The organism is Streptococcus mitis (genome assembly GCF_003944325.1).
Classification (GTDB): Bacteria; Bacillota; Bacilli; order Lactobacillales; family Streptococcaceae; genus Streptococcus; species Streptococcus mitis_CW.
Map to the genome: position 1 here is coordinate 32,441 of NZ_RJPX01000018.1, position 12,280 is coordinate 44,720.

Below are 12,280 nucleotides of genomic sequence, written 5' to 3' on the forward strand. Positions count from 1 at the left end.
TGAAAATCAAATCTTTTATAATCATGCGAGGGAGAAATGTAAGAGATGAATGAGCTAGGGGAAAAGGTAAGGCTTCTTAGAGAGGAGAAAGGGCTTAGTTGCCCAGTATTTTGTGGGGATGAATCCGAATTATCAGTCCGTCAGCTGGTGCGGATAGAAAAAGGAGAATTTCGCCCGACGATAAAAACACTAGAATATATTGCAGATAGATTAGAAATTCCATCCTACGTCTTGATGCCAGATTATAAGGAATTACCCAAGCGTTACCAAGAATTAAAATACTTTCTTCTTCATCATCCTGACTATGGAGACAAGGAGTTGCAGGAACAAAAGGAAGAATATTTCGATGAAATTTTTGAATGTTTTTATGATGATTTGCCACGTGATGAGAAAGTGCTAGTGGATTGTCTTCAAGCAATAGATGAAGTGAGAGCGACTAGTAATTCCTTATACGGAAGTGGTGTGATTGAGGACGGTCTTCAAGACTTACTATACAGAGATGTATATAAAGCCGAGGACTTGTTGAAACTGAGACTGTATTTCAACTGTCAGTTAATGGATGGTTTAAATATGGGTGAGATAAAAGAATCTGAGTATGAAACCATTCTTTGTTTTCATGACAAATTAAGTTCTCAGGTTGATAAGATAGAGTTCGATTGTTTGGACTTACTTAGAGACTCCTTGTTAGCTTCTTTAACTTGTATAGAGATTATGGGGTTGCTTCATTATTTTAAGAGGGCAGTCGAGACCTTAAATAAAATAGGGCAAAAAACACGAGATTTTCAAAAACAACCGATTGTCTTGATGGTGGAGTGGAAATATTATCTTCAGACTGATTATGATACGGCAAAACAAAAGTATGAAGAAGCAAAAATGATGGCGAGGATGTTTGGCAATGAGAAGTTAATCGTTAGTTTAGATAATGAATGGAGCGAAGACTTAGAAAGGTATTGTTAAATGCTTTATAGGAGTGACATTTCTGTCATTGGGGAAATGTCGCTTTTTGTACATTTTTTGATAAAATATTATAATAAATGCATATGTTTGTTTGGTTATCAAAGTTTTTGGAATGATTCTAGAGGTAAAGAGAAGTGAATGAATTAGGAGAGAAGGTACGAATCCTTAGAGAGGAGAAAGGACTTAGTCGTCCAGTTTTTTGTGGGGATGAATCCGAATTATCAGTCCGTCAGTTGGTGAGAATCGAAAAAGGAGAATTTCGCCCGACGATAAAAACACTAGAATATATTGCAGATAGATTAGAAATTCCGTCCTATGTCTTGATGCCAGACTATAAGGAATTACCGAAACGTTACCAAGAATTAAAGTACTTTCTTTTACATCACCCTGACTACGGAGACAAGGAGTTGCAGGAACAAAAGGAAGAATATTTTGATGAGATTTTTGAGAATTTTTATGATGATTTGCCACGTGATGAGAAGATGATAGTGGATTGTCTTCAAGCAATAGATGAAGTGAGAGCGACGGATAATGAACAGTATGGAATAGCGCTTTTAGATGAATCTTTTGAGGAACTATGGAATCAAAGAGAATTTTCCTTTTCAGATCTTTTAAAAATTAGATTGTATTTTTTGTGTAGTTATTTAGAAAATATAAAAAAAGGACAGTTATCTAGTAGCGAACAGCAGAAACTTCAATTAATGTTTCAAAAAGTGTGTAATAACGTAGAAAATAGCGGTACGGACGATTTATTTCTTGTTCGTGATGTGTTATTTGCAGGGCTGGGAAGTTGTGAATTATTGAATGACTTAGAGTTATTTAAGTTAGCTGTGGAAAAACTTAATTGGATTTCTGAAAAAACACGAGATTTTCAAAAGCAACCGATTGTACTTATGGTCGAATGGAAATATTATATTCAGACTGATTATGATACAGCAAAACAAAAGTATGAAGAAGCAAAAATGATGGCGAGGATGTTTGGCAATGAGAAGTTAATCGTTAGTTTAGATAATGAATGGAGCGAAGACTTAGAAAGGTATTGTTAAATGCTTTATAGGAGTGACATTTCTGTCATTGGAGAATTTTTTATAAACTGATATAATCCAATGTGTAAGCAAGAAGTTTACTAATTTTTGTTTACTTGAAAAGTTATTGAATAATGTAATTTATCATTAACTTCATATATAAAAAAGGAGGTAGTCAAAGATGATTCAGTTTTTTTTCACTTTTAGGAACTTTGCTTTGGTGGAAGTAGACAATCGTTGCTATTTTTATGAAGGTGAGAAGCATGCTAGAATTTGAACGAATAAACAATGTTTTATTGACTGGCATGTCAGAAGTAGGAGATGTACTGCTCATTCGACAAACACTATCAACTCTTATTCAAGTAGAAATAAGAGTTAACGGCTATTTATTGGATTTGATTACAATAAAACCCCAGATATTAAAAGTCTATCCATTAGTCGGTATAGCAAATAATGCACTTATTATTGTACGAGAAGTAAATGAGGGACTTGATATGACGTTGGAGAATAACAGGACATTTAGGAATATTGATTTTTTCAGAAGATTAAAGTAGGAATCACAGAAAAGGAGAAAGAATAAATGTGGCGTTGGGTATGGAGAATTATAAAATGAATTCTGATTAGTTTGATATGGGAAGCTATCTGGGGCTGGGTTAAACAGTGGTTCTAGTTTAGAAATTAATAGAACAGAGTTGATTTTTACATAAAATATTAGTAAAATTAGAAATTAATATAAAAAAATANTTGATAGTTATGTCTCAGTTTGAAAATGGGCATTCTCAAAAAGATTATAGACATAACTATCAACTATTTTAATTATAATATAAAAGGAGAAAAAATGAAAGTAGAGAACATTTCGTATAGGATAAATAGTAGGATACTGTTTAACAATATTTCTTTTGATACTTCAAATTCAGGTCTGACACTGATTACTGGAAAAAATGGCTCAGGAAAGTCAACATTATTGAAAGTATTACTAGGAATTGTTCAACCATATTCTGGCTCATTGATTTCTGAAGAAAAGGTTAGCTATGTTCCAGATTCTTCGGACAACTATTTCATTGGTTTATCTCCTAATTTATTATTCGGATTTTTACAGAAACAATTTTTTATTGAAACAAATTTGTTCGAAGAACGGTTAAGAGAATTACGAGAACAATTTTATTTGAATGAGAAATTAATGACACAAACAATTCAATCATTGTCATTAGGAGAAAAGAAAAAAGTAATGCTTATAGCAGCATTTTTATTGGATTCGGACTTGTATGTTATGGATGAACCTTTATCAGGTTTAGATCAAATTTCGGTTGAAAATCTGCTTCAATTGATGGAGCAAAAGATAAATCTAGGCAAACACTTCATTATTGTAAGTCACGAGAGGCAAGAAATTTTACCGACAGTTGATCAGATTATTTCTTTGTAGAGGAAAGTTATATGGAAAAGTTTTATTATTCTATTACTCTATTATTCCTATCTCGACAGGGATACTGGAATGATTCGAATAATGTCAAGGAATTATCGTTGCTTCAATCGACCTACAAATATTTTTTTTCATCTGTTAGTTTGATTTTTATATTTTGTTTTGCTAAACAAGAAGTTTATAAGCTATTAAGTGAAAATCAAATTTGGGGTATCCTATCATACTTTGAATTAGTAAAAATACTTGTTCCTGCAATTTTGTTATTAGGAATAATTTATGAAAATATTTATGTTTTAAAAACTAAAACAGAGAGTACAATGAGGATATTTTTCAATGTCACAGGGAGAGAATTTTGGAATATAGTATTTTTAAAGAATTTAATTCTAGTTTCCCCCATCTTAGTAGTTATTTTTTTCTATGATATTTCTTTAGGAATATTTGCATGCCTACTTGTTTTTTTACTTAATAGTATATTTTTTATACCGAAAATCAGGTATGTTAGGCCAAGGTTTAAAAAATCGTTCAGTATGGCCTATTTATTATCTGTCGTTGATGGTTTGACGGTGTTTAAAGCGATGACTATACCTGTATTTTCAACTTTTATGTTTATGTTCATGTGGTTGGTTTTACCAGATTTTTTAGGAATTGATATCTCGAATAAAGCGATGATATTGAATACAGCTTTATTTTCAGGGACAGTATTTTTTAGCAATAAAGGGATAAATTTTTATTTTCTTACTTTAAATAAGGACTTCCCTTATCTGAAGGCTGTTGGGGTCAATCTTAATAAGTTTATAAAAAAAAGAATTTGGTCTTTAAATTTTATTAGTATCTTAGTTCCGTCGATCTCGCTATATTTCTTTTTAAATTATCTGGGGTACGGTTTTATAGATATTTCCCTATTTCTTTTCGGAGTTTCTCTAGCATATTTTTTATGCCAAGGAATACAAATGTTAGAGATAATTATATTTAGAAAGTATCATTTCAAGAATGCGAAAGAATTAGATGCTTTTTCAATTCCTATAAATACAAGGATAACGTTGTACATTATTCGCTTCGTACCAGTTATGGTTTGCTTATTATTCAATCAAATTAAACTATTTGGTTTATGGGGCTTGATATTGTTAAATATAGTTTATATCAGTATTATTTATTGTAGTTTATATCGACATATGTTGTCAAAAGTAATTAAAGGAGATAATCATGTCCATTTTATCCATTAAAAGTATTTCAAAGTTTTACGCCTTGGACGGTAAACATCAAGAGCAGGCTCTAAGAAATATAAATCTGCAGATTGCAAAAGGTAAAATTACAGCGATTTACGGCCCATCAGGCTGTGGCAAAACCAGTTTACTAAATATCATTAGCGGTTTAGATAGACAATATGAAGGAGATTTAGAGTTTAAAGGGGAATCCCTCCGTGACTTATCAGAGATTGAACTAACTCAATTTCGTAAAGATAAGATTGGATTTGTGTTTCAAAACTTTAACCTCATTCCTCATCAGTCTGTCTTGGACAATGTCAAGCTACCTCTCTATGTCAAAGATTTATCTGACAGGGAGATGACAATGATTGCAAAGGAGCAATTAAGTAACTTGGGCATGGAACCTTTTGTGGCTAAAAATGTTAAACAGCTTTCTAGCGGGCAAAAGCAACGTGTAGCAATCGCGCGTGCCTTGGTAAATCAGCCTGATATGATTGTAGCAGATGAGCCAACGGGTTCGCTGGATTCTCAATCTCAAGAAATGGTATTGGAAGTATTTAAAAATTTAGCCCAAACAGGGAAAACAGTATTGATTGTAACCCATAATCCAGAGGTTGCTGAATATGCAGATGTGATTATCAAAATGAAGGATGGTGAAGTCGTTGAAGAAGTCAAAAAATAAAGGATTATCATTGAAAAACAAATTCAAACTTTCTTTAAATAACTTTCTGGAAAGAAAGTGGCGTAACCTATTGATTGCGCTAGCAACCTCAATCGGTTTTGTAGGAGTCTTAATTTCTTTCGGCTTGGGAAATGCTTTGATTTCGATGATTGATGAAAATACGAATGGAGGTCAAATTCCTTCTCAAGTTCAGATTGCTTTAAACACAGAAAATGCTGGACGAGGCTTCTTGAACCAAGATGATAAGAACTATATTACGGATACAGTTGGGAAAGAAGCTATTAAATATTTGGAGAGTCCTTTTGGGATGACCATGTCAAATATGACTATAGATGGGCAAGAAATGGATCTGAGTCAAACGATGCCTTCTTATGCTCAAGTAGTGAGTCTCTATGAGGATACAAGTATTTCTGTTAGTAGTAATGAGGCGGACAAAGTGTTAGCTGGCTCCCTCTATAGTGATGCAAATGAACAGGGGTTGACGATTCCAAGTAGTTTACTAAAAAGTTGGAATGAACAGACAGGAAAAAATCTGACAGCTAATGATGTTATTGGCAAATCAGTTTCAGCAAGTATTGTAGAAAATGCTGCCGAAGCTAGCAAGACTGCTCAATTTCAAACAAAGATTGTGCGTGTGATCAATGATGAAGATGACATGGAGAACAGCAACAGTTTTATGCCCTCTAATCAAATGGAAACAATTTTGAAAGAAGCTGGATTTACAAAAGCTGTATCTTATTTTATCTTGGAACTCAAAGATCCATCACAGACAAAAGCGGTAACAGAAGAATTACAGAAAAATAAGAAGTATACTGTTCTTTCTCAACAGAAGGTTCTTGATATTGTGATTACTTTTATTCGTGTCATTCAGGGATTGTTGATTGTGCTTTCATCACAAGCTATTGTGGTAGCAGCAGTCATGATTGGTATCATTATTTACATCAATATCATGCAGCGTTCTAAGGAAATAGGTGTCATGAAGGCAGTTGGTTATCAAAATCGCGATGTCAAAGGAATTTTTATTTACGAGGCTATCTGGATTGTAGGAATCGCCTTGCTGCTGGCCTTTTTGGTTGCACAAGGGGTGGGAAGTTTGGCGAATGCGGTTGTAAGTCACTTTTATCCATCCATCACTAAGGTTTTTGAATTAAATCTTCTATCTATTTTAGGAACTCTAGCTTTCGCTCTATTACTTGGTTATGTCTCAGCCTACTTCCCAGCACGTAAAATTAGTAAAATGGATCCTGTAGAATCGCTACGATATGAATAGTTAAGGACGTTACTAGATTATCGTCGCTCAAAAAGAAACTAACATAGAAAAACAATGCCCGTACTTGCAATTAAATTTAAATAGTTATATAATAGGTTTGTTGAAAGGTGATTTGTAGTGATTCAAGTTACTCTTTTCACAATAAAAATTTCATGATTTTCATAAGGAGGAAATCACTAATGGTAGTTAAAGTTGGTATTAACGGTTTCGGACGTATCGGTCGTCTTGCTTTCCGTCGTATCCAAAACGTAGAAGGTGTTGAAGTTACACGCATCAACGACCTTACAGATCCAGTTATGCTTGCACACTTGTTGAAATACGACACAACTCAAGGTCGTTTCGACGGTACTGTTGAAGTCAAAGAAGGTGGATTTGAAGTTAACGGTAAATTCGTTAAAGTTTCTGCTGAACGTGATCCAGAGCAAATCGACTGGGCTACTGACGGTGTAGAAATCGTTCTTGAAGCTACTGGTTTCTTTGCTAAGAAAGAAGCAGCTGAAAAACACCTTAAAGGTGGAGCTAAAAAAGTTGTTATCACTGCTCCTGGTGGAAACGACGTTAAAACAGTTGTATTTAACACTAACCACGACGTTCTTGATGGTACTGAAACAGTTATCTCAGGTGCTTCATGTACTACAAACTGCTTGGCTCCTATGGCTAAAGCTCTTCAAGACAACTTTGGTGTTGTTGAAGGATTGATGACTACTATCCACGCTTACACTGGTGACCAAATGATCCTTGACGGACCACACCGTGGTGGTGACCTTCGCCGTGCTCGCGCTGGTGCTGCAAACATCGTTCCTAACTCAACTGGTGCTGCGAAAGCTATCGGTCTTGTAATCCCAGAATTGAACGGTAAACTTGACGGATCTGCACAACGCGTTCCAACTCCAACAGGATCAGTTACTGAATTGGTAGCAGTTCTTGAAAAGAACGTTACTGTTGATGAAGTAAACGCAGCTATGAAAGCAGCTTCAAACGAATCATACGGTTACACAGAAGATCCAATCGTATCTTCAGATATCGTAGGTATGTCTTACGGTTCATTGTTTGACGCAACTCAAACTAAAGTTCTTGACGTTGACGGTAAACAATTGGTTAAAGTTGTATCATGGTACGACAACGAAATGTCATACACTGCACAACTTGTTCGTACTCTTGAATACTTCGCAAAAATCGCTAAATAATTCTTGAGTCGATAGAAAAGCAAGGCCTCTGGTCTTGCTTTTTAAATATTTAAAAATGGATGACACAATCATCCATTCTTTTTTATTTCTCTTTCAAAGGTATCTGAAAGGGTAGTGAAAGTTAGCTTCTCTAATGTAAGCGGATGGGTAAAGGAAAGTCGAAAGGCATGAAGCATAAGCCGACTTGTCTTTGATTTACAATTATAGAGAGGGTCACCCAAGATGGGGAAGTTATGATGAGAAAGGTGGACACGAATCTGATGGGTTCTGCCTGTCTTTAGTTTGCAACGAACCAAGGAAGTTTTGTTTGAAAATTGCTTTAATCTGCTTACATGCGTTTCAGCATATTGCCCATTTTTTGCATCAATTATTCTTTTTCTACGATCATGACGATCACGTCCGATTTTGTCTCTGAAAACAAGCTCTTTGTTGCTGATATTTCCATCAACAAGGGCCCAATATTCCCTAGAAATCTCTTTTTTCTCCAGTAAGCGATTGAGAATAGGTAGGATAAAAGGATTTTTAGCGAAGAGAACTAAACCGCTGGTTTCCATGTCTAGACGATGAACGACATAACAGGTTTGGCCAAGGTAGGCACTGACGTGGTTAAGAAGAGCAATTTCGTTTGGTTGGTTGCCGTGCGTTTTCATCCCCTCAGGTTTGTTTACAATAATCAAGTGTTGATCTTGATAAACTTCCTGAACTAAGTCTGGGTTGCCCCAAGGGATTGTCTTTTTGGGATAATCTTCCTCGTCAAATGTCAACTGGCAAACATCTCCAGGATTTACCATCTCGTTCCAGTGAACTTCTTCTTGGTTTATCAAAATATGTTTCTTGATTCTCAAAAAATGACGAATTTTTCTAGGAATAAGGAGTTGCTCCTCTAATAATTGCTTCACCGTCATTTGAGGCAAAGAAGCGGGTAATGTAAATGTGAATTTCATACAGATATTGTAACAAAAAAAGCCCTATTTGGATAGGAAATAGCTAAATTCTTGTCTTCCTATGATGAAGATGATAAAATAAACGCATGAAATTAGATAAATTATTTGAGAAATTTCTTTCTCTTTTTAAAAAAGAAACAAGTGAACTAGAGGACTCTGGGTCTACTAGCTTGCGTCGCTCTCGCAGTGATCGAAAAAAATTAGCCCAAGTGGGTCCGATTCGAAAATTCTGGCGTCGCTATCATCTAACAAAGATTGTCCTTATACTAGGTTTGAGTGCGAGCTTGCTAGTTGGAACCTATTTGTTTGCTGTAGCCAAGTCAACCAATGTCAATGATTTGCAAAATGCCTTGAAAACTCGAACACTCATTTTTGACCGTGAAGAAAAGGAGGCAGGTGCCTTGTCTGGTCAAAAAGGAACTTATGTTGAATTGACTGATATCAGTAAAAATTTGCAGAATGCCGTTATTGCGACAGAAGACCGTTCTTTCTATAAAAATGACGGGATTAACTATGGCCGCTTCTTCTTGGCTATTGTCACTGCTGGTCGTTCAGGTGGTGGTTCTACTATTACCCAACAGCTGGCTAAAAACGCCTATTTGTCGCAGGATCAAACTGTTGAGAGAAAAGCGAAAGAATTTTTTCTTGCTTTAGAATTAACCAAAAAATATAGTAAGGATCAAATTTTAACCATGTACCTTAACAACGCCTATTTTGGAAATGGTGTGTGGGGTGTAGAAGATGCGAGTAAGAAATACTTTGGAGTTTCTGCGTCAGAAGTGAGTTTGGATCAAGCTGCGACTCTGGCAGGGATGCTCAAGGGGCCGGAACTGTATAATCCTTTGAATTCTGTACAAGATTCGACTAATCGTCGCGATACTGTCTTGCAAAATATGCTTGCAGCAGGATATATTGATAAAAATCAAGAAAGCGAAGCTGCTGAAGTTGATATGACTTCGCAATTACAAGATAAGTATGAAGGAAAAATTTCAGATTACCGCTACCCCTCTTATTTTGACGCGGTTGTTAATGAAGCTGTTTCCAAGTATAATCTAACAGAGGAAGAGATTGTCAATAATGGCTATCGCATTTACACAGAGCTGGACCAAAATTACCAAGCAAATATGCAGGTTGTTTATGAAAACACATCGTTATTTCCGAGGGCAGAGGATGGAACATTTGCTCAATCAGGAAGTGTAGCTCTCGAACCGAAAACAGGGGGAGTTCGTGGAGTTGTCGGTCAAGTTGCTGGCAATGATAAAACTGGATTCCGGAATTTCAACTATGCAACTCAATCAAAACGTAGCCCTGGTTCTACAATCAAGCCTTTAGTTGTTTATACGCCAGCAGTTGAAGCAGGCTGGGCTTTGAATAAGCAGTTGGATAACCATACCATGCAGTACGACAGCTATAAAGTTGATAACTATGCAGGAATCAAAACGAGTCGAGAAGTTCCTATGTATCAAGCCTTGGCAGAATCGCTTAATCTACCTGCTGTTGCCACTGTTAATGATTTGGGCGTCGACAAGGCTTTTGAGGCAGGCGAAAAATTCGGACTCAACATGGAAAAGGTCGACCGTGTTCTTGGTGTCGCCTTGGGAAGTGGTGTCGAAACCAATCCTCTGCAAATGGCTCAAGCATATGCTGCCTTTGCAAATGAAGGTTTAATGCCTGAAGCTCATTTTATTAGTAGAATTGAAAATGCTAGTGGACAAGTTATTGCAAGCCATAAAAATTCACAAAAACGGGTGATTGATAAGTCTGTAGCTGATAAGATGACCAGTATGATGTTGGGGACATTCACCAACGGTACCGGTATTAGTTCATCGCCTGCAGATTATGTAATGGCAGGAAAAACTGGTACAACTGAAGCAGTTTTCAATCCTGAATACACAAGTGACCAGTGGGTAATTGGCTATACTCCGGATGTAGTGATTAGTCACTGGCTTGGTTTTCCGACCACTGATGAAAATCACTATCTAGCAGGATCTACTTCAAACGGTGCAGCCCATGTCTTCAGAAATATTGCAAATACCATTTTACCTTATACACCAGGAAGTACCTTTACAGTTGAAAATGCTTATAAGCAAAATGGAATTGCACCAGCTAACACAAAAAGACAAGTACAAACCAATGATAATAGCCAGACAGATGATAATTTGTCTGATATTCGAGGACGTGCGCAAAATCTAGTAGATGAGGCTAGTCGGGCTATCTCGGATGCCAAGATTAAGGAAAAGGCTCAAACAATCTGGGATTCGGTAGTCAATCTATTTCGCTAAGATGCTTGTCAAAGCCTAGCTTTCTTGTTATAATAGATAGGATGGAGGCGTTATGGCACTAAAAAAAGCAAGCCTAGCTTGTGCGGTTTGTGGTTCGAGAAACTATTCAATCAAGATCAGCGGAAACCCCAAGCCTACACGACTAGAAGTAAATAAATTTTGTAAGCATTGTGGCAAGTACACTACACACAGAGAAACGAGATAGGAGAGAGCGATGCGTTTTATTGGAGATATTTTTAGACTTCTTAAAGACACAACATGGCCAACTCGCAAGGAAAGCTGGAGAGATTTTCGTTCTATCATGGAATACACAGCTTTCTTTGTAGTAATTATTTACATTTTTGACCAGTTGATTGTTTCAGGTTTGATTCGATTTATTAACATTTTTTAGAAGAGTAGTGAAAGTACACTAAAAATCTTCTATTTATGAAAGGAAATATCATGGATAGTTTTGATAAAGGGTGGTTTGTTTTACAAACTTATTCTGGTTATGAAAATAAGGTAAAAGAAAGTCTATTACAACGTGCACAAACCTATAATATGTTGGATAATATTCTACGCGTTGAAATTCCAACACAAACAGTACAAGTTGAAAAAAATGGAAAGAGAAAAGAAATAGAAGAAAATCGCTTTCCAGGTTATGTTCTTGTAGAAATGGTCATGACAGATGAAGCTTGGTTTGTCGTTCGAAACACACCAAATGTAACTGGATTTGTTGGCTCACACGGGAACAGATCAAAACCAACTCCATTATTGGAACAAGAAATTCGTGACATTTTGGTATCTATGGGACAAACTGTTCAAGAATTTGATTTCGATGTTGAGGTTGGCCAAACCGTACGTATTATTGATGGTGCTTTTGCAGACTACACTGGTAAGATTACAGAAATTGATAATAACAAAGTGAAAATGATTATCTCTATGTTTGGTAATGACACAGTTGCAGAAGTAAACCTAAACCAAATTGCAGAATTGTAACCCTAAGAGAGGCTTGTCCTCTCTTTTTGTGCAGTTGAGACAGTAAAGAGGACAGAATAGGCGAAATGGGCCTAATTAGCTTTTTTATTTGTTAAACTGTATCTAGAAAGGGGAAGATTATGCTTAAAGAATTGTATGAAGAAGTCCAAGGTATTGTATACAAGTGTAGAAATGAATATTACCTTCATTTGTGGGAGTTATCGGATTGGGATCAAGAGGGAATGATTTGCTTGCATGAATTGATTAGTAAAGAAGAAGGATTAGTAGAAGATATTCCTCGTTTAAGGAAATATTTCAAAACCAAGTTTCGGAGTCGGATTCTAGATTATC

The 12,280-nt window shown here is 35.9% G+C and carries 13 protein-coding genes and 1 pseudogene; 13 read left to right on the top strand and 1 reads right to left on the bottom strand.

From position 1 onward, the window contains the following. Positions 1-45 precede the first annotated feature (45 nt). From D8787_RS06440 to gap, 8 genes are all read left to right on the top strand, one after another. Positions 46-957 carry a helix-turn-helix domain-containing protein gene (locus tag D8787_RS06440; RefSeq protein WP_125421935.1) on the top strand — a complete coding sequence of 304 codons (912 nt, stop codon included), beginning with the start codon at positions 46-48 and terminating at the stop codon, positions 955-957. 134 nt (positions 958-1,091) lie between these two features. Continuing rightward, positions 1,092-2,003, top strand: coding sequence for a helix-turn-helix transcriptional regulator (locus D8787_RS06445; protein WP_125421938.1), 912 nt, complete (start codon positions 1,092-1,094; stop codon positions 2,001-2,003). A gap of 242 nt (positions 2,004-2,245) precedes the next feature. Continuing rightward, on the top strand, positions 2,246-2,536 hold the full coding sequence (locus D8787_RS06450) for a hypothetical protein (protein ID WP_125421941.1): 291 nt from the start codon (positions 2,246-2,248) through the stop codon (positions 2,534-2,536). 284 nt (positions 2,537-2,820) lie between these two features. Further along, positions 2,821-3,405 carry an ABC transporter ATP-binding protein gene (locus tag D8787_RS06455; RefSeq protein WP_000861995.1) on the top strand — a complete coding sequence of 195 codons (585 nt, stop codon included), beginning with the start codon at positions 2,821-2,823 and terminating at the stop codon, positions 3,403-3,405. A gap of 11 nt (positions 3,406-3,416) precedes the next feature. Further along, positions 3,417-4,625: a hypothetical protein gene (locus D8787_RS06460; RefSeq protein WP_125421944.1), complete on the top strand. Its 1,209-nt coding sequence runs from the start codon at positions 3,417-3,419 to the stop codon at positions 4,623-4,625. Then, on the top strand, positions 4,606-5,289 hold the full coding sequence (locus D8787_RS06465) for an ABC transporter ATP-binding protein (RefSeq protein WP_125421947.1): 684 nt from the start codon (positions 4,606-4,608) through the stop codon (positions 5,287-5,289). The genes D8787_RS06460 and D8787_RS06465 overlap by 20 nt, the downstream gene beginning before the upstream one ends. Then, positions 5,258-6,559, top strand: a complete 1,302-nt coding sequence (locus tag D8787_RS06470; RefSeq protein WP_185776764.1) for an ABC transporter permease — start codon at positions 5,258-5,260, stop codon at positions 6,557-6,559. The genes D8787_RS06465 and D8787_RS06470 overlap by 32 nt, the downstream gene beginning before the upstream one ends. Before the next feature lie 179 nt (positions 6,560-6,738). Then, positions 6,739-7,746, top strand: coding sequence for a type I glyceraldehyde-3-phosphate dehydrogenase (gene gap / locus D8787_RS06475; RefSeq protein WP_000260685.1), 1,008 nt, complete (start codon positions 6,739-6,741; stop codon positions 7,744-7,746). A 68-nt stretch (positions 7,747-7,814) separates the two neighbouring features. Here the strand turns inward: gap and D8787_RS06480 are convergent, their stop codons facing one another. After that, positions 7,815-8,690, bottom strand: a complete 876-nt coding sequence (locus D8787_RS06480) for an RluA family pseudouridine synthase (RefSeq protein WP_125421950.1) — start codon at positions 8,688-8,690, stop codon at positions 7,815-7,817. Between the two features lie 86 nt (positions 8,691-8,776). Here D8787_RS06480 and pbp2a point away from each other — a divergent pair, with 86 nt between their 5' ends. From pbp2a to D8787_RS06505, 5 genes and pseudogenes are all read left to right on the top strand, one after another. Then, the gene (gene pbp2a / locus D8787_RS06485) at positions 8,777-10,972 is read left to right on the top strand and encodes a penicillin-binding protein PBP2A (RefSeq protein WP_125421953.1); all 2,196 of its coding nucleotides are present in this window, start codon (positions 8,777-8,779) and stop codon (positions 10,970-10,972) included. Positions 10,973-11,024: 52 nt separating this feature from the next. Then, entirely contained in the window at positions 11,025-11,177 is a 153-nt protein-coding gene (rpmG, locus tag D8787_RS06490) for a 50S ribosomal protein L33 (protein ID WP_001809375.1), read from the top strand. Positions 11,178-11,186: 9 nt separating this feature from the next. Next, the gene (secE, locus tag D8787_RS06495) at positions 11,187-11,363 is read left to right on the top strand and encodes a preprotein translocase subunit SecE (protein ID WP_001210991.1); all 177 of its coding nucleotides are present in this window, start codon (positions 11,187-11,189) and stop codon (positions 11,361-11,363) included. Between the two features lie 50 nt (positions 11,364-11,413). Continuing rightward, a complete protein-coding gene (gene nusG, locus D8787_RS06500) occupies positions 11,414-11,950 on the top strand; it encodes a transcription termination/antitermination protein NusG (RefSeq protein ID WP_125421956.1) in 537 nt (178 codons plus the stop codon). A 119-nt stretch (positions 11,951-12,069) separates the two neighbouring features. Next, a pseudogene (locus tag D8787_RS06505) lies at positions 12,070-12,280 on the top strand (sigma-70 family RNA polymerase sigma factor); the annotation flags it as partial.